The organism is Roseateles sp. P1_C6 (assembly GCF_056406315.1).
In genome coordinates this window covers 136,032-158,239 of record NZ_JBFUAK010000007.1, presented here as the reverse complement: position 1 = coordinate 158,239, position 22,208 = coordinate 136,032, and the positions used below count along the sequence as shown (strand labels likewise).

Sequence of the window (22,208 nt, the reverse complement as noted above, 5' to 3'; positions counted from 1 at the left end):
TTCAGGAACGGGAAACGGAACTCAGAACTTGTAGGTGCCGCCCAGCAGGAACTGGCGGCCGTAGGACGTGTAGCGCTCGGGCAGGGTGGCGTTGGGGTCGGCCGAGCCGGTGGAAATGCCGACGCGGGTGCGGTAGGGGCGATCGCGCAGATTGTTGACCTGCAGCGTCAGCGACAAGCCCTTGAAGGCCCCGCTTTCGAACGAGTAGCCCACTTGCGCGTCGAGGATGGTCTCGGCCGCGATCATGCTCGGCACGTTCTCGCCGAAGGTGCCGCGCACCGTCGTCACGAAGGCCGAGCGGTGCCGGCTGCCGAGGCGGGCGGAGATGCCGTCGCGCTCGTAGTACACGGTGAAGTTGGTGGCCACGCCGGACAGGCCGTCCAACGGCTTGTTGGGGTTGTTCTCCTCATGCATCGTGCTGCGCGTGTTGGAGTAGCTCAGCGCCACGCCAATGCCGTCCAGCGCCGGGCTGAACAGCGACCCGTCGATCGACCCGCTCAGCTCGGTGCCGGCGATCATGCCGCCGGTGCCGTTGGCCGGCCTGGTCAACGTGCCGATGTTCCTGATCGGATCATTGGGCGTCGGGTTGGGGTAGCCGGTGAAGTCGAAATCGATGCCCTGGTTGTAGACGGAACTCTTGACGTTCTTGTGGAACGCCGCCGCCGCCACATAGCTGCGCTTGCTGAAGTAGTGCTCGACCGACAGATCCACGGCATCGGCGCGCCAGGGCTCCAGCGTGGGGTTGCCACTGCTGCCCGACCACTCGAAGGGCGCATTGCCGCTGACGCTGGTCGACATGCCGGCGCGCATGTCTTCCATGTTGGGGCGCGCCAGCACCTTGGCCAGACCAAAGCGCAGCACGGTGTTGGCAGTGATGTCGGCTGCCAGGTTCAGGCTGGGCAGCACATCCGTGTAGCTGGTGCCGCCGCTGACTGGATCGCCCTGCTTGGTGACGCCATTCCACAGCAGGCCGTTGCTCCACTGCTTGGCATGCACCACGCGCAGACCCAGGGTGCCGTGGATGGGCACGCCCCAGTCGAACTCCAATCCCAGCTTGGCGTGGGCTGCGGTGATCTTCTCGTGCACGGACCAGATACGGCCCGGCGCCTGGTCAAGCGCGGTCGGCACCACGTCGTACAGGCTGAGCGCGCTGGGCAGGTCGAAATTGACCATGCGGATGTTGCTGCCTGCAAAGGTCAGGTCCGTCGGTTCGCGCAGCAGCGCGGACGGGATCAGCATCGGCGCACGCGCGTTCTTGAGGTTGTAGTTCACCTCGGTGCGGTTCATGTCCTTGTCACGCTCGGAGTAGTCCACGCCGGCCTCGAAGCTGCTGAGCCAACTGTCGAAGGCGCGGCCGGCCGTGAGCTTGAGCGCCTTGATCTGATCGCGCACCTTGGGGAACTGGCTGCGGCCGTCGCGCCCCCAGTTGGCCGGGTCGGTCAGGTAGACGTTTTTCGGGTCAGAGAAATCGAACGTCGGCGCGAAGGTCGAGCGGCCGTCGCCGGTGACGATGTTGACCTGGCCCAGGCTCACGCGGCTGATCGAGCCGGCCTGCAGTTCGGCGTTCTGCTCGTCGCGTTTGGCCTTGGACCAGCTCAGGTCGCCCACCAGCTTCCAGTCGGCCAGCTTCAGCTCGTTGTTCCAGCCGACGGCGCGGATGTCGTCCTGGCGCTTGTTGTAGGTCGTCAGCGCCACCGGCGTCGTGTTGTTGACGATGCCGCTGGTGATGATCTTGTCGCCGTTGACATTGGTCGTCTGCGCATTGCTCCAGCTGGCACCCGACCAGGTCGCCATGTCGGACATCACCGTGCGGCGCGCCTCGGTCTGGTCGAACTTGGAGTAGTACAGGTCCAGCGTGCTGTGGAAGCCGGCGTTGGGCTTGTACTCCAGCACGCCCATCAGGCCGTCGCGCTTCTGGCGCGACGAGGCGGCACCCAGCTCAAAGCCTTGCAGCGCCACCGCGTCCAGCGGCGCGCCCGGCAGCGGCGCGCCCCAGTTGTTGGTGTTGGCCCACCACCAGCTCTTGTAGTGCTTCTCCTGGTTGGGCGAATCCAGGTGAGCAAAGCCCACGGCCGCGCCCCAGGTACGGTCGGCTGACTGCGTCACGTAGGAGGCGCTCAGACGGTTGCCCATGGCCGAGATCTCAGGGTTCAGCGAGCCGTTGGAATTGCGCTCCAGGCGCACACCCACAACGCCTTGCGTCTTGGAGAAATCCAGCGGCCGCAGCGTCTTCATGTTGACGGTACCGGACAGCCCCTGCGCCGACAGGCCGGCGTCCGGCGTCTTGTAAACGGTGGCCGCGTTGATCAGCTCCGACGGGAACTGGTCGTACTCCACCGAGCGGTTGTCGCCGGTGCTGACGATCTCGCGGCCGTTCAGCAGCGTCACGCCATAGCGCGGCGCCATGCCGCGGATGCTGATGACCGACGAGCGGCCGGCCACGCGCTGGGCCGTCAGGCCGGGCAGGCGCGAGATCGCATCGGCGATGGACACGTCGGGCAGCTTGCCGATGTCCTCGGCCGAGATGGCCTCGACGATGGCATCGGCATTGCGCTTGGTGCTGATCGACGACTCCAGGCTGGCGCGGAAGCCGCTGACGGTGACCGTGTCCAGCTTCTGCGCGTCGGTCGACGCCGGCGGCGTCTGCGCCATCAGTGGCGCGCTCAGCAGGCCGGCGCAGACGGCGGCGATGGGGCTCAGCCGCAGCCGCGGCGCGGCCGACCCGGGGGCACCGGCGGGAAGGGCGCGCACAGCGTCGCGCAAGATGTTGCGTTGCATTTCTTCTGTCTCCTGGTTCTGTCTTGTTCGCTCGCTGGCGGCCCTCTGCCGGCGTCGCCCCCTTGCCAGGCAAAGGGGTCGCGCCGCAAAATGGAACCGGTTCCAACCGCGGCGCAAATCTAATGCGTCACAGTTCGCGTTGTCAATCTCGCCGGCCGGGGTTGACGTTTTTTTGTGTCACCCACTACCGTCGCGCGCCCCAGCCGATCGATCACGATGACCCGCACACCCCTCTTTCTCGCCGCCCTGCTCGCCCTGACCAACCCCGCCATCGCCGCGGACACCGACCCCGTCGTGCAAGCCTGGCCCGCGCGCAAACCGGTGCGCGACGCGGCGCTGGAAGCCCGGGTCGAGGCGGCGCTGAAGACCTTGAGCCTGCGCCAGAAGATCGGCCAGATGACGCAGCCGGAGATCCGCGCGATCACGCCGGCCGAAGTGCGCGAGTACGCCATCGGCACGGTGCTGAACGGCGGCGGCGGCTGGCCCGGCGACAACCGCGCGGCCACGCCGGCGCAGTGGCGGGCGCTGTCCGATCAGTTCCAGGCCGCGGCGCTGCAGGCCACGCCGGGCATCCCGCTGATCTGGGGCACCGACGCCGTGCACGGCCACAACAACGTGCGCGGCGCGACGCTGTTCCCGCATCACATCGCGCTGGGCGCGACCGGCAATGCCGACCTAGTGCGCGACATCGGCCGCGCCACCGCACGCGCCGTGCGCGCCTCCGGCCTGCACTGGGCGTTCGCGCCGACGCTGGCCGTCGTGCAGGACGTGCGCTGGGGCCGCACCTACGAGAGCTTCGGCGTCGACCCGGCGCTGGTGCGGCGCCTGGGGCAGGCCGAGGTCGAAGGCATGCAGGAGGGAATGAAGGACGGCCGCGGCGTGCTGGCCACGGCCAAGCATTTCGTCGCCGACGGCGGCACGCGGCGCGGCATCGACCAGGGCCTGGCGCAGACGTCGCCCGCCGATCTCGCGCGCATCCACGGCGCCGGCTACCTCGGCGCGCTGGACGCCGGCGTGCTGACCGTGATGGCCTCGTTCAGCAGCTGGACCGACAGCGCCGGCTACGTCGCCCACGGCAAGATGCATGGCAACACCACGCTGCTGACCGGCGTGCTGAAGGAGCGGCTCGCCTTCGACGGCCTCATCGTCAGCGACTGGGACGGCATCGGCCAGATCCCCGGCTGCAAGGACGACGACTGCCCCGCGGCCATCAACGCCGGCATCGACGTCGTCATGGTGCCGTTCAAGTGGAAGGCCTTTTTCGACAACACCGTGCGCGCGGTGGAGCAGGGCCGCGTCCCGATGGCGCGCATCGACGACGCGGTACGCCGCATCCTGCGCGTGAAGTTCAGCATCGGCATGCAGCCCGCCGTGCCCGCCACGGTCGAGGCCATGCAGGCGCCGGCGCTGGCGCGCCAGGCGGTGCGCGAGTCGCTGGTGCTGCTGAAGCACAAGCCGGGGCTGCTGCCGCTCAAGCGCGACGCGCGCGTGCTGGTCGTCGGCACGGCGGCCGACAGCCTGGCCCACCAGAGCGGCGGCTGGAGCGTGACCTGGCAGGGCCGCGACACGAGCAACGCCGACTACCCGCAAGGCACCTCGCTGCTAGCCGCGCTGCGCCAGCGGCTGGGCCAGGCCCAAGTCACGTTTGACGCCGACGGCAGCCAGAGCGACCCGGCGCGCTTCGACGCCGTCGTCGCCGTGCTGGCGGAGACGCCTTATGCAGAGGGCGAGGGCGATGTGCGCATCACCGAGAACCTGCGCCACAGCCGCCGCCACCCCGCAGACCTGGCCGTGCTGCAGAAGGTCGCCGGCCGCGGCGCGCCGGTCATCACGCTGCTGTACTCGGGTCGGCCGCTGTACGTGAACGACCTGGCCGACAAGAGCGACGCCTTCATCGCCGCCTGGCAGCCGGGCACCGAGGGCGCGGGCCTGGCCGACCTGCTGGTGGCGCCCGCCGCGGGCGAGCCGGCCTGGCCGGGCTTCAAGGGGCGGTTGTCCTTCCCCTGGCCGGCCGGGCCCTGCCAGTTCAGCAGCCACGAGGCCAAGCCCTGGTGGCCGGTCGGCGGCGGCCTGAGCGGGCGGGAAACCACCGCCGCGACTGCGCGTTTGCCCGAGCCGGCCGATCCTCAACCCATCTGCCCCCTGTGATTCAATCCGCCCCTGTGAAAGCAGAGGGCGAATGGCAACGATCAAGGACGTAGCACGGCTGGCCGGCGTGGGCGTGGGCACCGCGTCGCGCGTCATCAGTGGGAACGGTTCCGTCGCACCGGCCACGGCCGAGCGCGTGCGCAAGGTCATCGCGCAGCTGAAGTTCCGCCCCTCGCAGACCGCGCGCTCTCTGGGCAACGGCACGTCCAAGCTGATCGGCGTCTACATCCCCTTCCTGCGCGGCACCTACTACACGCCCATCCTGCGCGCCATCGACCTGGTGCTGCGCGCGCAAGGCCTGCACATGGTGGTGGCGTTCGGCGAGGGCATCGAGGACGAGCGCGTCGAGACCAACGACGGCATGCGCTTCCTGCTGGACCGCGACTGCGACGGCCTCATCGTGCTGTCCAACGCGCTGCAGGACGAGGACATCAAGGCGCTGGGCCCCGCCGCGCGCCAGGTCGTCGTGCTGAACCGCCACTTCGACCGCATCAAGGAGCAGTGCTTCACCGCAGACCACGTGCAGGGCGGCGTGCAGGCGGCGCGCGCGCTGCTAGAGCGCAAGCACAAGGACATCGCCGTCGTCTCCGGCCCGACGACGTCGCCCGACAACGTCGCCCGCCTGGCCGGCTTCATGGGCGAGCTGGCGCTGCGCGGACTGGACACCGCCAAGATCCTGACCGTGCCCGGCGACTTCTCCAACCAGGCCGGCTGGGACGCGGCCGACGTGCTGCTGGCGCTCAAACGCCGCCCGACCGCCGTGTTCTGCGCCAACGACGAGATGGCCATCGGATTGCTGGCGCATTGCCAGGAACGCGGCGTGTCGGTGCCGCACGAGATGTCGGTGCTGGGTTACGACGACTCGCCCAGCGCCGAGTTCGCCGCGCCGCGGCTGACCTCCGTGCACATCCCCAGCCACGAGGTCACGCTGGCCGGCCTGCACTGGCTGCTGAACCGCTGCTACGGGCTGGCGCTGCCGATCTCGCGGCAGTTCGACATCACCGTCACCTGGCGCGCCTCGGTGGCCGCACCGGCGCCGCGCAAACGAAGCTGAGGCCACAATCCGGGCTGAACTCTGGCTTCAGCTCCATGTCCCAACGCGTCCTGACCGGCATCACCACGACCGGCACCCTGCACCTCGGCAATTACGTCGGCGCCATCCGCCCCGCCATCGAGGCCAGCCGTGCGCCCGGCGTGGAGAGCTTCTTCTTCATGGCCGACTTCCACGCGCTGATCAAGTGCGACGAGCCGGACCGCATCGCCCATTCCAGCCGCGCCATCGCCGCCACCTGGGTGGCCGCCGGCCTGGACACCGACCGCGTGACGCTCTACCGCCAGAGCGACATCCCCGAGATCCCCGAGCTGACGTGGCTGCTGACCTGCGTCACGGCCAAGGGCCAGATGAACCGCGCCCATGCCTACAAGGCCGCGGTGGATGCGGCCACGGCCGCCGGCGAGGAGCCGGACGCCAACGTGACGATGGGCTTGTTCAGCTACCCGGTGCTGATGGCGGCCGACATCCTGATGTTCAACGCGCACAAGGTGCCGGTGGGCAAGGACCAGGTCCAGCACATCGAGATGACGCGCGACATCGCGCAGCGCTTCAACCACCTGTTCGGCCAGGGCCAGGCCCTGTTCACGCTGCCCGAGGCCGTGACCGAGGCCGAGATGGAGCTGCTGCCCGGGCTGGACGGCCGCAAGATGAGCAAGAGCTATGACAACGTCGTCCCGCTCTTCGAGGGCGGCGCCCAGGCGCTGAAGGACGCGGTCGCGCGCATCGTCACCGACTCCAAGCTGCCCGGCGAGCCCAAGGACCCGGACGGCCAGGCGCTGGTCACCATCTACGACGCCTTTGCCACGGCCGAGCAGCGCGCCGCGTTCCGCGCGGCGCTGCGCGGCGGCCTGGGCTGGGGCGAGGCCAAGCAGCAGCTCGTGGCCCTCATCGACGGCCAGATCGGGCCGATGCGCGAGCGCTATGCCGACCTGATGGCGCACCCCGAACAGCTGGAAGCCATCCTGCAGGCGGGCGCCGCCAAGGCGCGCGCCATCGCCGTGCCGTTCCTCAAGCAGCTGCGCGCGGCGGTCGGTCTGCGCCCCTACACGACCACCGCCACGACCGCCACGGCCAAGACCGAGAAGGCCGCGCTGCCGGTGTTCAAGCAGTACCGCGAGGCCGATGGCCGCTTCTACTTCAAGCTGCTGTCGGCCGGCGGCGAGCTGCTGCTGCAGAGCAGCGGCTTCGAGCAGGGCCGCGACGCCGGCCAATGGGTGGCGCGGCTGAAGCGCGAAGGCTGGATCGCCGACGCGCCGGTGCAGCGCGAGGCCGACGACGCCGCGATTGCTTCGGCACTCGCCGCCTTCCAAGAAGACTGACGTGGTCACCACGCCCGCGATCACCGAGCTGCTCGCCGGCACGTCGCGCGGCGATGCGGCGTCGCTGCAGCAGCTCTACGCGGTGCTGTACCCGGAGATCAAGCGCGTCGCCCGCGTGCGCCTGGCGCAGAGCGGCCATGCGGCGGGGCTGAACACCACGGCGCTGGTGCACGAGGGCTTTCTGCGCATGGCCGACCAGCAAGGCCTGCAGGGCGACACGCGCGGCCAGTTCTTCGCCTACGTGGGCCGCGTGCTGCGCTCGGTCGTCATCGACCACCTGCGCACCGAAGGCCGTGACAAGCGCGGCGGCGACGCCGTCATGGTGACGCTGTCGGCCGCCAACGACGTGGCCGCCGTGCAGAGCCAGGCCGTCGACCTGATCGGCCTGGACCAGGCGCTGGAGCGCATGCGCGAGCTGGACGCCGGCCTGTACGAGCTGATCGAGATGATCGGCTTCGCGGGCCTGTCCATCGCCGAGGTCGCGGCGCTGCGCGGCCTGTCCACGCGCAGCATCAACCGCGAGCTGCTGAAGGCGCGCGCGCTGCTGCAGGAACTGCTGGGCGATCCGCCCCACACCGTCTACTGATGCAGGCCGAAGACTGGCAGCGGCTGTCGCCGCTGTTCGACGAGCTGGCCGAGCTGCCCGCGGCCGAGCGCGCCTCCCGCCTCGCGGCCCTTCAGCCCCCCGAGCTGGCCGCGCGGCTGGCCCGCATGCTGGCCTCGCTGGCCGACGCTGACGCCACAGCGACGGCCGGCGTTGGCGGCTTTGACCGCCACCTGGCCGACGCGTTGGCCGAGCCGCTCGACACGCCCCCGGCCCCCGAGGCTGGCGACCGCCTGGGCGCCTGGTGCCTGGCCGAGCTGCTGGGCGAAGGCGGCATGGGCCAGGTCTGGCGCGCCGAGCGGGCCGACGGCCTCTACCAGGGCGAGGCGGCCATCAAGCTGCTGCGCGACGACGTCGCCAGCGCCGGCCTGACGGCGCGGTTCGCCCGCGAACGCGCGCTGCTGGGCCGCCTGACCCACCCCGGCATCGCGCGGCTGCTGGACGCGGGCGAACAGCACGGCCGCGCCTTCCTGGTGCTGGAGTACGTGGCCGGCCGCACGCTGTCGGACCATGCCCGCGAAGGCGCGCTGCCGCTGACCGCACGCGTCAAGCTACTCGTGGAAGTGGCGCGCGCCGTCGAGCATGCGCACGCCCAGCTCATCGTGCACCGGGACATCAAGCCCAGCAACGTCATGGTGGACGACGCAGGGCAAACCAAGCTGCTGGACTTCGGCATCGCCGGCCTGCTGGACGACTCGGGCCACCAGTCCGACCACCAGCTGACCCAGCTCGCCGGACGGCGCCTGACGCCCGCCTACGCGGCGCCCGAGCAGATCACCGGCGACGCCGTGGGCGTGGCCAGCGACATCTACTCGCTGGGCGTCATGCTGTACGAGCTGGCCAGCGGCGAGCTGCCCTTCGGCCGCCGGGGCCTGAGCCGCACGGCGCTGGAGCATGCGGTGCTGCATGGCCAGGCGCGGCGCATCACGCGCGCGACCGGTGCGCCCGGCAACGGCGATGCGGGCAGTGGCGCCGAGGCCGGCCCCGGCAGGCCGCCCGACGCCGAGCGCGCTTTCGGCGACCTGGAGGCCGTCGCTGCCAAGGCCATGCGCCGCGACCCGGCCGAGCGCTATGCGAGCGTCGGCAGCTTCATCGACGACCTGGAGCATTGGCTGGCGCAGCGCCCGGTCAGCGTGCGCGCCGAGGACTGGCGCCACCGCGTGYGGCTGTGGGCGAGGCGCAATGCCGCGCTGGCCATCGGCGGCGGTCTGGTGTTGGCCGCGCTGAGCCTGGGCCTGGGCGTCAGCCTGTGGCAGCGCCACCAGGCCGAGGCAGCCGCGCGCCAGAGCGAGGAGGTGACGCGCTACCTGACCGAGCTGCTGGCCTCGGCCAACCCCGACAAGCATGGCGGCCACATCCCCACCATCTTCGAGGTGCTGGAGAAGAGCCGCGCCGAGCTGCGCCAGCGCTTCGCGAACGACGAGCTGACCTACGCCCGCGTGCTGGACGTGATGGTGGCGACCTACTCCGACATGAATCGGCACGACATCGCCATCCCGCTGGCCAAGGAGCTGATCGCCGTCAGCGCCCGGCAATGGGGCGAGACCGACGAGCACACGCTGATCGCCAGGCTGCGCCTGGCGCGCATCTACACGGCGCTGAACTCGCCGCTGGAGGTCATCGCGCTGGGCGAGCCCATGCTGCCCGCCTTTGCCAAGGCCAGGCCGGGCACGGTGATGGAGGACGAGTACGAGAGCCTGCTCTACCAGCTCCTCGTCGCCTACGCGGGCGCCGCGCGCTTCGCCGATGCCGAGGCCATCCACGCGCAGGCCTGGCCCATGGTGCAGCGCTTCTACAAGCCGAGCGACTACGAGTACCCCTACTACTACGCCTACATCTACCAGCTGCGCCTGGCCGAGGGCCGGCTGCTGGACGCCGAGAAAGCCATCGAGGCGACGCGCGAGTCCTGGGCCACGGCGCCGGCGCATCGTGCGCGCTTCGTGCAGCGCTCGCGCCAGCACCTGTGGAACATCCAGGCTCGGCTGGGGCGGCCCGAAGGCAGTGCCGACAACGCCCGCCAGCTGATCGCCGACATGGACGCGCTGCTGGGGCCTGGGAACTCCAGCAGCCAGCGCATGCGCGCCGACCTGGGGCGGTACTTCGTCGAACTGGGCGACTACGCGCAGGCCGTGCAGGTCTATGAAGAGCTCGAAAACCGGCTGCCGCGCGAGGCTGCCGGCCACCCGACGCTGCGCCTGCCGCGCGAAAGCGCCGCACTGCTGGCGCGCGCGCTGGCCCGGCCCGAGCGCGCGGCCGAATGGCTGCCCGCCGCGCGCCGCATGGCCGACGAACTGGCGCACAGCGACGACATCACCGGCCCGCCCTGGGCCGAGGCCGGCCTGGCGCTGGTGCGCGTGGGCCTGCGCCTGGGCGACCTGGCCCTCGCCCAGCAAGCACTGGCGCCGCTGCAGGACTTGCAGGCCCAGCCCTGGTTGTCGGTGCACCACCAGCTGCGCAGCCGCATCGAACAGGCGGCCGGCGAGCTGGACCGTGCACGCGGCCACCGCGCCGACAGCCTGCCCCGGCTGCGCCAGCGCGTCGCGCTGCTGGACAGCCTGCCGCCACCCCAGGGCCTGCCGCACTGGCGCGCTCAGCTGGACCTGGCGGCCAGCCTCGTCGGCACGCCCGACGCGGCCGCCGCGCTGCAGCGCGCCGACGCGCTGCGCCCCCAGTGGCTGACCAGCCATCCGCTGGACACGCTGCGCGCCGAACTGGGCCGCGGGCAATGGCAGCCGCACTGGGCGGGCCAGTTCTGAACTAGAGGATTGCCTCTAGGCCCACTGGGCAGCAGATCACGCTGCAAGGTGTTTTCCCGTAGCAGCCCCGGCATGACGGCCGGTTAACTTCGCGACTCACGAAGAACACCTGTTGGAGACACCGCATGGCCACCATCGCCGCCGACCAGCTTGCGCTGCAACGCCTGTATCACTGGGAACGCACGGCCGGCAGCAACGTCACGCTGACGCAGCCCATGGGCGGGACGGAGGTCAAGGACTTCACCTGGGCCCAGGTCGGCGACCAGGTGCGCCGCATGGCCGCGTTCCTGAAAGCGAAAGGCGCCGCCGAGGGCTGGCCGGCCGATGCCAAGGTGGCCGTGCTGTCCAAGAACTGCGCCTGGTGGCTGATGAGCGACCTTGCCATCTGGATGGCCGGTTATGTCTCGGTGCCGCTGTACCCCACGCTGGCGGCCGACACCATCACGCAGATCCTCACGCACAGCGAGGCGCGCTACATCTTCGTCGGCAAGCTGGACGGCTGGGAGGGCATGAAGCCCGGCGTGCTGCCCAGCCTGCCCGGCGCAAGCTATGCGCTGTCGCCCGACGACGCGAAGAAGACCTATGAAAGCTGGGACGCCATCTGCGCCCGCACCGAGCCGATGAAGGGCGAGCCCACGCGCGCCGCCGACGAACTCTGCACGCTGATCTACACCTCGGGCACGACCGGCAACCCCAAGGGCGTGATGCACAACTTCGGCGCCTTCGCCTGGGCGATCGCCGAGGGCCTGGCGCGCTTCCCGATGAGCGCGCAGGACCGCATGCTGTCCTACCTGCCGCTGGCCCATGTGGCCGAGCGGGTGCTGGTCGAGCACAGCTGGCTGAAGGTGGGTCTCAAGGTGTTCTTCGCCGAGTCGCTGGACACCTTCACGGCCGACCTGCAGCGCGCGCGGCCCACCATCTTCTTCAGCGTGCCGCGGCTGTGGGTCAAGTTCCAGCAGGGCGTGCAGGCCAAGATGCCGCCGCAGAAGATGAACAAGCTGCTGCGCCTGCCCATCATCGGCGGGCTGGTGCGCAAGAAGGTACTGAAGGCGCTGGGCCTGGACCAGTGCCGCATCGCCGTCGGCGGCGCGGCGCCCATGCCCGTCGCGCTGCTGGAGTGGTACGGCACGCTGGGCCTGCCCATCAACGAGGGCTACGGCATGACCGAGAACCTGGCGCTGTCGCACATGACCATGCCGGGCAAGAACCAGCGCGGCACCGTGGGCCCGGCCTACGGCGGCGTGCAGACCCGCATCGACCCCGCCAACGGCGAGCTGCAGATGCGCAGCCCCGCGCTGATGCTGGGCTACTTCAAGGAGCCGGGCCTGACCGCCGACGCGCTGACGGCCGACGGCTGGCTGCACACCGGCGACAAGGTCACGCAGGACGGCGACGGCTGCGTGCGCATCACCGGCCGCGTGAAGGACTTGTTCAAGACCAGCAAGGGCAAGTACGTCGCCCCGGCGCCCATCGAGGACAAGCTGGGCATGAACCCCAACGTCGAGGCCTGCTGCGTGGCAGGCGCCAACATGGGCCAGCCGCTGGGCATCGCGATGCTGTCGCCGCAAGGCCTGCAGCGCGCCAGCAGCGAGGCCGACAAGGCCGCGCTGATGGCCGAGCTGAGCAAGCACCTGGACGACGTCAACGCCCGCCTGGACCCGCACGAGCAGCTGGACGCGCTGGTGCTGATCAAGACGCCATGGACGGTGGACAACGGTTTCATCACGCCGACCTTCAAGGTCAAGCGCAACCGCATCGAAGAGGTCTATGCCGGCAAGTTCGACGCGTGGGTGGGCAAGCGGGCGAAGGTGTTGTTCGGGGATTGAGGAGCCCCTCGTCCGGTCAGGCCGCGCTGAACGCGGGCCTGCCCAGCCGGTCCCCGAGGGGACGGCGATGCTTGCGGCATGGAGCCGCAAGCACATCGCCGTGACGGGCCGGCTTGGGAGCGGCCCGGCGCTCGGCCCGAAAACCAGAGAACCGATCCGTCAGGCTGCGCCCCAGTAGTCCGCGCGGCCGTAGTGCGCACGCAAATGCTCCACCCAAAGCCTCACCCGCAATGGCAAATGGCGTGACTGAGGGAACACCGCGTAGATGCCGTTGGGCGGCGCCGCGAACGCATCCAGCACGCTGACCAGCCGCCCGCCCGCGAGGTCGGCCTCGACCTCCCAGGTGCTGCGCCAAGCCAGGCCCAGGCCTGCGACGCACCAGTCGTGCAGCACCTGGCCGTCGCTGCAGTCCAGCCGCCCGCTCGGGCGCAGGTGCTGCACGGCGCCGTCGATCTGGAAGGCCCAGCCGCGCGTCTGGCTGGCTTCCGAGCTGAGCGTCAGGCAGGCGTGGCGGCCGAGGTCGTCGGGATGCTTGGGCGTGCCGGCGCGCTTCAGATAGCCGGGCGCGGCGACGCACAGGCGCCGGTTGTCGGCCAGCCGCGTGCTGACCAGGCTGGAGTCCGGCAGGTCGCCGACGCGCACCGCGCAGTCGAAGCCCTCGTGGACGATGTCGACGACGCGGTCACTGAGGTTCAGCGACAGGCTCAGTTCGGCGTGCCCGGCCAGGAAGCCCGGCACCAGCGGCGCGACGTGACGGCGGCCAAAGCCCGCCGGCGCCGTCACGCGCAGATGGCCGCTGGCCTGCAGCCCACCGGCGCTCACCGCCGCCTCGGCGTCGGCCAGCGACGCGATGAGACGCTGGCAGTCCTCCAGGAAGGCCTGGCCCTCGGGCGTCAGCGTCAGCCGCCGCGTGGTGCGCAGCATCAGCTTGACGCCCAGGCGCGCTTCCAGGGCATCCAGTCGCCGACCCATGACAGCGGGGGCGACCCCCTCGGCCTGGGCGGCCGCCGTCAGGCTGCCCTTGCCGGCGACAAGGACGAAGGACTCCATCTGCTTGAGCTTGTCCATGCCGGGATTGTGCTGGCGCGACGACGCAAAGGCTGGCGTTTTTGCGGCGACCTTTGCGTTTTGGTCACGGATTCCCTGCGCTCGGCACAGTGAATCGCGACACGCGGGGGCGCTAGATTTGCGACATCTGTTCTTGCCAGGAGTTCCGCCATGCCGCGCACCACGCTTCACGGCCTGCAGGTCGATGCCGACCTCGCCCGCTTCATCGACACAGAGGTGCTGCCCGGCACCGGCGTCTCAGCGGACCGCTTCTGGGCCGGCTTCAGCCAGCTGGCCCATGAGCTGGCGCCGATGAACCGCGCGCTGCTGGCCGAGCGCGACCGCCTGCAGCTGGAGCTGGACGCCTGGCACGAGGCCAACCCCGGCCCCATCACCGACATGCCGGCCTACCGCGGCTTCCTGACCCGCATCGGCTATCTGGTCGAGCCGCCGGCCCAGGTGCAGGCGACCACGGCAAATGTCGACGCCGAGCTGGCATTGCAGGCCGGCCCGCAGCTGGTGGTGCCCATCCTGAACGCCCGCTACGCGCTGAACGCGGCGAACGCGCGCTGGGGCTCGCTGTACGACGCGCTGTACGGCACCGACGCCGTTCCCGAGACCGACGGCGCGACGCGTGCCGGCGCCTACAACCCGGCGCGTGGCGCCCGCGTGGTGGCCTTCGCACGCCAGGTGCTGGACCAGGCCGCACCGCTGGCCGAGGGCTCGCACGGCCAGGCCGTGGCCTACCGCATCGAGGGCAACCAGCTGTCCGTGACGCTGGCATCGGGCGACGTGACCGGCCTGGCCGACGCCGCGGCCTTCGCCGGCTACCAGGGCGCCCCCGAGTCGCCCAGCAGCGTGCTGCTGGTGCACCACGGCCTGCACCTGGACGTGCGCATCGACCGCGACACGCCCATCGGCAGCACAGACCCCGCCGGCATCAGCGATGTCATCCTGGAGTCCGCGCTGTCGACCATCCTGGACCTGGAAGACTCCGTCGCCGCCGTTGACGCCGAGGACAAGCTGCTGGCCTACCGCAACTGGCTGGGCATCCAGCAGGGCACGCTGACCGAGGAGGTCGCCAAGGGCGGCAAGAGCTTCACGCGCCGCCTGAATGCCGACCGCGTCTACACGGCGGCCGACGGCGGCACGCTGACACTGCACGGCCGCTCGCTGATGTTCGTGCGCAATGTGGGCCACCTGATGACCAACCCGGCCATCCTGCTGGCCGACGGCAGCGAGATCCCCGAAGGCATCATGGACGCGGTCGTCACGACGACCATCGCAATGCACGACCTGCAGCGCCGCGGCAACTCGCGCACCGGCTCGGTCTACATCGTCAAGCCCAAGATGCACGGCCCGGCCGAAGTGGCCTTCGCCGCCGAGCTGTTCACGCGCGTCGAGCAGCTGCTGGGCCTGCCGGACAGCACCGTCAAGCTGGGCATCATGGACGAGGAGCGCCGCACCTCGGTCAACCTGAAGGCCTGCATCGCCGCCGCGGCCAGCCGCGTGGCCTTCATCAACACCGGCTTCCTGGACCGCACCGGCGACGAGATGCACACCGCCATGCGCGCCGGCCCCATGCTGCGCAAGGGCGACATGAAGACGTCCAGCTGGATCCAGGCCTACGAGCGCAGCAACGTGTTGACGGGCCTGGCCTGCGGCCTGCGCGGCCGCGCCCAGATCGGCAAGGGCATGTGGGCCATGCCCGACCTGATGGCGGCCATGCTGGAGCAGAAGATCGCCCATCCCAAGGCCGGCGCCAACACCGCCTGGGTGCCGTCGCCCACCGCCGCGACGCTGCATGCGCTGCACTACCACCAGGTCAGCGTGAGCGCCGTGCAACAGGCGTTGGAAAAGGTCGACCTCGCCGCCGAAAGCGACAGCCTGCTGAACGCGCTGCTGACCATTCCCGTCGCCCCCAAGGCCGACTGGACGCGCGACCAGCGCCACCAGGAGCTGGACAACAACGTGCAGGGCATCCTGGGCTATGTCGTGCGCTGGGTGGACCAGGGCGTGGGCTGCTCCAAGGTGCCCGACATCAACGGCGTGGGGCTGATGGAAGACCGCGCGACGCTGCGCATCAGCAGCCAGCACATCGCCAACTGGCTGCGCCACGGCGTCGTCACGGCCGAACAGGTGCGCGAGACCTTCACTCGCATGGCCGCCGTCGTCGACGGACAGAACGCTGGCGACCCGGCCTACCGGTCACTGGCCGAGCACCCACAGGGCGCGGCGATGCAGGCGGCGCTGGACCTCGTCTTCAAGGGCGAGTCGCAGCCCAGTGGCTACACCGAACCGCTGCTGCATGCCTGGCGACTGAGAGTGAAAAGCCATTAATACCGCGCCGCAACGGCGCCACAACATTCGTTAACATTCAGTCTGCAGGGATTAAGTCGTCTCCTGACAACAGCCCACGGTCAGTTCGGGATGAACTGACCAAGCTTTCCCTCAGCTTTCATAGGGTTACAGCAACCTTGCAGGCCGCGCCCCAACTCAATTGGGGGGAACCCGAGGTATGCGTCAGGGTGGGTCGCTCAGACTACCGCCCTCGTTGCCGCGTCACCGCGGTACTGGGTCAAGCCTTGGCCACCACGCCGAGCGGGTGATCGATCCCCTTTGGAGTCTTATATGTTCAAACGAAATGCACTGAGCGCCGCGGCGCTGGCCTGCCTGACCGCGGCCGCCCTGCCGGCCCTGGCCCAGCAACAACTGGAGCGCGTCGAAGTGACGGGCAGCCGCATCCTGTCCATCAATGCCGAATCGGCAGCGCCCATCCAGGTGATGACGGCCGCCGACATCCAGGCATCAGGCACCACCAACCTGCAAGACCTGCTGCAGAAGAACCCAGCCTTCGGCACGCCGACCATCAGCCGCACGAACTCGAACTTCTCGACGTCCAGTGCTGGTGTGTCGACCATTAACCTGCGCAACCTGGGCGTCGACCGCACGCTGGTGCTGGTCAACGGCCGCCGCTACGTGTCCGGCGTCCCCGGCTCGATGGCCGTCGACCTGAACACCATCCCGACCGACTTCATCGAGCGCGTCGAGGTCATGACCGGCGGTGCTTCGTCGACCTACGGTTCCGACGCCGTGGCCGGCGTGGTCAACATCATCCTGAAGCGCAACTTCGAAGGCGTGAACCTGGATGCGTCTTACGGCCAGAGCGGCAAGCAGGACGACACGCTGAAGAAGTTCGGCATCACGTTCGGCACCAATTCGGCCAACGGCAAGGGCAACGTGATGGCGCACCTCGCCGTCAGCAAGCAAGGTGCCGTCTACTCACGTGACCGCGATTTCGCGGCGATTGACCAGAGCTCAACGGGCGCCTTGACTGGAAATGCCGCCGAGCTGTTCGACATCACACGTCCGTTCTATTCGAGCTTTGCGCCTCAAGGCCGTTTCTTCTACACGAACGGCGCGGGCACGGCGACCAGCCGCACCTTCGACGCCAACGGCAACCTGATCCCGTTCTCATCCAACGGCCCTGCCGGTGACGGTGTCGGCGCAACCGGCTACAACCGCTCGGCGGTCCGCACGATCGCGATCCCGACCACGCGCGTGCTGATGGCCACCAAGGGCGACTACGCGATCAGCGAGTCGCACAACCTGTTCTTCGAAGGCACCTACGCCAACACCAAGACCTTCACCCATCTCGAGCCCTTCCCGCTGGACTCGGACGTGCAGGTCACGCCTGGCGGCGGCCACATCGCGGCTGAAACCCTGGTCAACGGCGTCAAGGTGGCCAACCCGCTGATCCCGGCGGCCCTGCTGGCGCTGATGACGGACCGCAACGGCGATGGTCTGAAGGACTACAACTTCACCCGCCGCATGTCCGACGTGGCCGACCGCACCTCGTCCGCCAGCCGCGACACCTTCCGCGTCGTCGGCGGCTTGAAGGGTGACCTGACCAAGACCTGGTCCTATGAAACCTTCGTCGGCTACGGCTTCACGCGTGAAGGCCAGACCGGCACCGGCCAGATCAACACGCCCAACCTGTTCAACGCGCTGAACGTCGTGCCGGATGCCTTTGGCAACCCGGTCTGCGTGAGCGCCGATGCAGTCAAGCAGGGTTGCGTGCCGGCCAACATCTTCGGCGCCAACACGCTGAGCGCGGCCGCCGCCAAGTACATCAACGCCCCGAGCTCGCTGAACACCCGCGTGACGCAGAAGATGGCCGGCGCCTCGGTGTCGGGCGATGCCTTCGAACTGCCGGCAGGCCCCGTGGGCATTGCGGCCGGCTATGAATGGCGCCAGGAAGGTTCTGCCACCGAGTTCGACGCGCTGACGCAGTCCGGCCTCAACGCCGGCAATGCATTGGCCAACACGGCCGGCCGCTACACCGTCCGCGAGCTGTTCGTCGAAGCCAAGCTGCCGCTGCTGAAGAACCTGCCGTTGGTGAAGAACCTGGATGGCACCGTGGCCTACCGCCATGGCGACTACTCCAGCGTCGGCGGCACCAACAGCTGGAACCTGGGCCTGGATTGGGCTGTGAACTCGACGTTCCGCACGCGCGCCACACTGGCCCAGTCGACGCGGGCACCCAACGTGGGCGACCTGTACCAGGGCGCTTCGCAGACCTTCCCGACCGGCATCGTCGATCCTTGCGCCAACGTGCTGCAGAGCGACACCAGCGCGCTGGGTACGGCCTGCAAGAGCTACCCCGGCGTCGTCGCGAACATGGCTGCCAACGGCGGCAAGTTCACGCTGGGCCAAGCCGACGTGCAGGGCATCAGCGGCTTCGATTCGGGCAACGTGAACCTGAAGTCTGAAAAGGGCCGCTCGCTGACCGTGGGTATCGTGCTGACGCCCAAGAGCTTCGACCTGCTGAAGAACTTCACGTTCACGGCTGACTACTACGACATCAAGATCGCCAGCGCCATCAACAGCCCGGGCCGCGCCTACACGCTGGACCAGTGCTTCAACAAGGCCAACCCGCTGTACTGCGGCTTCATCACGCGCCGCACGGGCGTGCAGGGCGCCTACAGCGCCGGCTCGCTGGAGTACATCAACCAGGCTCCTGTGAACAGCGGCGGCCAGAAAGCCAAGGGCATCGACCTGACCTCCAGCTACGCCGAGCGCGTCGGCCCGGGCACCCTGTCGGCCCGCCTGACCTGGACCCACCTGCTGGACGCCTGGAACAAGCCGACCGACGATGCGGAGAAGGACACCTCGCTGAGTGAAGTCGGCAACTCGCGCAACCGCTGGATGCTGAATCTGGGCTACGCCTCGGGTCCCTGGGCCATCAACACGACGACCACCTTCATCGGCAAGGCTTACCTGGACGACCAGTTCATGAGTCAGCTTTGCAACATTGACCCGACGATCACGGATCCGGACGCTGACCCCTGCGTGCTACCTGCTCGCAAGGAGCAAGGCAAGATTGCATCCAAGACCTACTTCGACCTGCAAGGCAGCTACAAGTGGGGCAAGGCGCAGTTCTACGCCGGCATCAACAATCTGTTCGACACCAAGGCGCCTCCGATCCTCTCGAATCTGCCGGGCAACGTGACCGGTACGGAAACCGATGCGGGCACGTATGACGCCATCGGCCGCCGCTACTACGTGGGCGTGCGCTACAGCTTCTAAGGCCGTCCCCGCCTCGTGAGGAACTGATCCGTTCCTCCCCCGGCGAAACCGCCATGCTGGCAACGGCATGGCGGTTTTTTCATTGCCGGTCGTCGCGCGCCAACGACATTCGGACCCGCGTTCAGGTGGTTCCGCCCTGTCACGCCAGCGCGTTTTTCGTCAGTTTTCCGACAACCTGCGTCGCGTCCACGCCTCAGTAGGTGGCAACCCCGGGTTTCCAAAATTCACATTCCTTCACACTCCCGCCTCTTCGTGGCGCGAAGGGCGCGCCTTCGATTTCCGCGATGCCTCTCATCAGGGGGCGAGAGCGGATTCTTTTCCTTAGGAGTAGTGAATGTTCAAACGCAATGTCATCAGCGCGGCAGCGCTGATCGGCCTTGGCGCCGCCGGCTCGGCCATCGCCCAGCAGACCCTGGAGCGCGTCGAGATCACCGGGTCCGCCATCCGCCGCTCCGTGAGCGACGAAGGCGCGCTGCCCATCACCGTCGTCAAGGTCGACGATCTGCGCCAGCAGGGCGTGACCAGCGTCGAAGGCATCATGGAATTGCTGTCCGCCAGCCAGTCCAGCAGCCCCGGCACCAACTCCATCGGCTCCAGCACCGGCGGCGCCGCCTACGCCAACCTGCGCGCACTGGGCAGCAACAAGACCCTCGTGCTGCTGAACGGCCGCCGCATGACCTCGTTCGCGTTCGACGCCAACGCGGTCGACCTGAACTCCATCCCGTTCGCCGTCATCGAGCGCGTTGAAGTGCTGCGCGACGGCGCCTCGGCCGTGTACGGCACCGACGCCATCGGCGGCGTCATCAACTTCATCACCAAGTCCAACTACCGCGGCGGCCAGATCGTGGCCGAGATGACCAAGCCCAGCCAGGACGGCGGCAAGAAGGAAGGCGGCTCCGTCACGGTGGGCTTCGGCGACTTGGAGAAGGACAAGTTCAACTTCTGGGGCTCGTTCGACAGCCGCCGCCAGCAGCGCGTGCGCGCGCTGGACCGCGAATTCGCCAAGACCGGCATCATCCCCAGCCGCGGCGTGAACGGCAACTCGGGCACGACCTTCCCCGGCAACTTCACCGGCAGCTTCATCGTGCCCGTGTCGACCAACTTCCCGACCGGCCGCGAGAGCCGCGCCTACAACGTCACCGCGCCCAACTGCGCGCCGCCGCTGTCGCTGGTGAACCCGACGAACGCCAAAGCCTGCGTGTTCGACTTCAGCTCCACGATCGACATCATCCCGGACACGAAGCAGAACACCATCGCCGGCCGCGTGGCGGTCAAGCTCGCCGATGACCATGTGCTGACCTTCGAAGGCCTCGCCACCGAGAACAAGAACACGGCCCGCGTCGCGCCGGACCCGGTGACCGGCATCACGATCAACCCGGGCAACCCCGCTTACCCGACCGTTGCCATCACCGACCTGGACACGACCCGGCCGATCAACGTCGGCTGGCGCATGGTGCCGGCAGGTTCGCGCACCAACGAGTCCAACTCGGCCGCCAAGCGCGCCGTGGTCGACCTGAGCGGCGTCATCGCCAGCTGGGACTACCGCCTGGGCGCCATGCTGTCGCGCAGCACGGCCAACGATGCTGCGGTGGACGGCTATGTCAGCGCTCCCTTCGTGCGTGCCCAGGTCGCCGCCGGCAACCTGAACCCCTTCCGCGACGCCACCGCCGCTGAACTGGCCGTCATCCAGCAAGCCAAGCGCAAGGGCGTGTTCGGCTTTGCGACCGGCGAGACCAAGAGCATCGACGTCCGCGCCAGCCGTGACCTGTTCGCGATGCCCGGTGGCAATGCCGCCGTCGCCTTCGCGGCCGAATTCCGCAAGGAAAACTACCGCTTCGACACCAATGACGATGTCGTGAACAACATCCCGTCGGCAGGCCGCTCGCCCAACCACAAGGGCGGCGACCGCGACGTCAAGGCCTACGGCGCCGAGCTGCTGCTGCCGGTCTGGAAGAACGTCGAGGTCCAGCTGGCGCTGCGCACCGACGACTACTCGGACGCCGGCAAGTCGACCAACCCGAAGATCGGCATCCGCTTCCAGCCCATCAAGGAAGTCGTGCTGCGCGGCTCCTACAACACGGGCTTCCGTGCCCCGGGCCTGGACGACTTGTACGCGCCGCAAACCGTCACCTTCTCTTCCGGTGCCAAGAACGACCCGCTGCTGTGCGATGCCAACGGCAAGGCCATCGGCTCGCTGGGCGGCGTGCAAAGCCGTGACTGCGGCCTGCAACCGCAGGTGCAAAACGGCGGCGTCACGACGCTCAAGCCCGAGAAGTCCAAGACCTTCACCTTCGGTGTCGCGTTCGAGCCGCTCAAGGACCTGACGTTCTCGATCGACTACTGGAACATCAAGCTGCGCGACCAGATCAGCGTCCTGCCGCTCGACACCATCATCGCGAACCCGACCCGGTACGCGGCGAACTACGTGCGCTGCAACACGCTGCCCATCGCGGTCCAGAACACGCTGAACCGCTGCTCCGGCCTGGACAACAACAGCCCCGCCATCGGCTACATCATCCAGACCAACGACAACATCGGCAAGATCGAGACCAATGGCTTCGACCTGACCGCTGGCTACAACCTGAAGCTGGCCGGCTTCGGCTCGCTGGCGCTGGCCTACGACGGCACCTACGTCCGCAGCTACAAGTACCAGACGAACCCGGCTGACCCGTTCAAGGACAACCTGGGCATCTACAGCGACGGCAGCCCGGTCTTCAAGTGGAAGCACAACCTCAGCGCGGCCTGGAAGCTGGACAACCTGGGCGCTCGCGTCAGCATGCGCCACCAGAGCGGCTACCGCGACCAGAACGACCCGTCCACGGTCGTCGGTGGCGCGTCGTTCTATGGTGACGTCGATGCCTACACGCTGTTTGACGCGTCGGCGACGTACTCGTTCAACAAGATGACGTCGCTGACCATCGGCGTCAAGAACCTGTTCGACAAGGACCCGCCGTTCTCCAACCAGTCCAACCGCTCGCAGCGTGGCTTCGACCCGCGCTACACCGACCCGCTGGGCCGTGCGGTGTTCGTGCGCGCCGCCTACGGCTTCTAAGCCCACCGCGTCTCGCGACAAGGCCCGCTTCGGCG

At 68.7% G+C, this 22,208-nt stretch carries 11 protein-coding genes; 9 read left to right on the top strand and 2 right to left on the bottom strand.

Annotated features, from left to right (window positions below):
* Nucleotides 1-21: 21 nt before the first annotated feature.
* Nucleotides 22-2,778 carry a TonB-dependent receptor gene (locus tag AC1D29_RS16625; RefSeq protein WP_477899340.1) on the bottom strand — a complete coding sequence of 919 codons (2,757 nt, stop codon included), beginning with the start codon at nucleotides 2,776-2,778 and terminating at the stop codon, nucleotides 22-24.
* A gap of 216 nt (nucleotides 2,779-2,994) precedes the next feature.
* Here AC1D29_RS16625 and AC1D29_RS16620 point away from each other — a divergent pair, with 216 nt between their 5' ends.
* From AC1D29_RS16620 to AC1D29_RS16595, 6 genes are all read left to right on the top strand, one after another.
* Complete coding sequence (locus tag AC1D29_RS16620; RefSeq protein WP_477899338.1) at nucleotides 2,995-4,926, top strand: glycoside hydrolase family 3 protein; 1,932 nt, start codon at nucleotides 2,995-2,997, stop codon at nucleotides 4,924-4,926.
* A gap of 31 nt (nucleotides 4,927-4,957) precedes the next feature.
* A complete protein-coding gene (locus tag AC1D29_RS16615; protein WP_477899336.1) occupies nucleotides 4,958-5,980 on the top strand; it encodes a LacI family DNA-binding transcriptional regulator in 1,023 nt (340 codons plus the stop codon).
* 35 nt (nucleotides 5,981-6,015) lie between these two features.
* On the top strand, nucleotides 6,016-7,299 hold the full coding sequence (locus AC1D29_RS16610) for a tryptophan--tRNA ligase (protein ID WP_477899334.1): 1,284 nt from the start codon (nucleotides 6,016-6,018) through the stop codon (nucleotides 7,297-7,299).
* Between the two features lies 1 nt (nucleotide 7,300).
* Nucleotides 7,301-7,885, top strand: coding sequence for an ECF-type sigma factor (locus tag AC1D29_RS16605; RefSeq protein WP_477899332.1), 585 nt, complete (start codon nucleotides 7,301-7,303; stop codon nucleotides 7,883-7,885).
* Nucleotides 7,885-10,659, top strand: a complete 2,775-nt coding sequence (locus tag AC1D29_RS16600) for a serine/threonine-protein kinase (RefSeq protein ID WP_477899330.1) — start codon at nucleotides 7,885-7,887, stop codon at nucleotides 10,657-10,659. The genes AC1D29_RS16605 and AC1D29_RS16600 overlap by 1 nt, the downstream gene beginning before the upstream one ends.
* A 125-nt stretch (nucleotides 10,660-10,784) precedes the next feature.
* Nucleotides 10,785-12,485 (top strand): AMP-binding protein, encoded by a 1,701-nt coding sequence (locus AC1D29_RS16595; RefSeq protein WP_477899328.1) that lies wholly within the window; start codon nucleotides 10,785-10,787, stop codon nucleotides 12,483-12,485.
* 159 nt (nucleotides 12,486-12,644) lie between these two features.
* Here the strand turns inward: AC1D29_RS16595 and AC1D29_RS16590 are convergent, their stop codons facing one another.
* Nucleotides 12,645-13,553, bottom strand: a complete 909-nt coding sequence (locus AC1D29_RS16590) for a LysR family transcriptional regulator (RefSeq protein WP_477899326.1) — start codon at nucleotides 13,551-13,553, stop codon at nucleotides 12,645-12,647.
* Nucleotides 13,554-13,703: 150 nt separating this feature from the next.
* Here AC1D29_RS16590 and AC1D29_RS16585 point away from each other — a divergent pair, with 150 nt between their 5' ends.
* The 3 genes from AC1D29_RS16585 to AC1D29_RS16575 all read left to right on the top strand — a co-directional run bounded on the left by AC1D29_RS16585 (nucleotide 13,704) and on the right by AC1D29_RS16575 (nucleotide 22,173).
* Complete coding sequence (locus tag AC1D29_RS16585; protein ID WP_477899324.1) at nucleotides 13,704-15,872, top strand: malate synthase G; 2,169 nt, start codon at nucleotides 13,704-13,706, stop codon at nucleotides 15,870-15,872.
* Nucleotides 15,873-16,163: 291 nt separating this feature from the next.
* Nucleotides 16,164-19,121 carry a TonB-dependent receptor domain-containing protein gene (locus AC1D29_RS16580; RefSeq protein ID WP_477899322.1) on the top strand — a complete coding sequence of 986 codons (2,958 nt, stop codon included), beginning with the start codon at nucleotides 16,164-16,166 and terminating at the stop codon, nucleotides 19,119-19,121.
* Between the two features lie 334 nt (nucleotides 19,122-19,455).
* Nucleotides 19,456-22,173, top strand: a complete 2,718-nt coding sequence (locus AC1D29_RS16575; protein ID WP_477899320.1) for a TonB-dependent receptor — start codon at nucleotides 19,456-19,458, stop codon at nucleotides 22,171-22,173.
* Nucleotides 22,174-22,208: the final 35 nt, after the last annotated feature.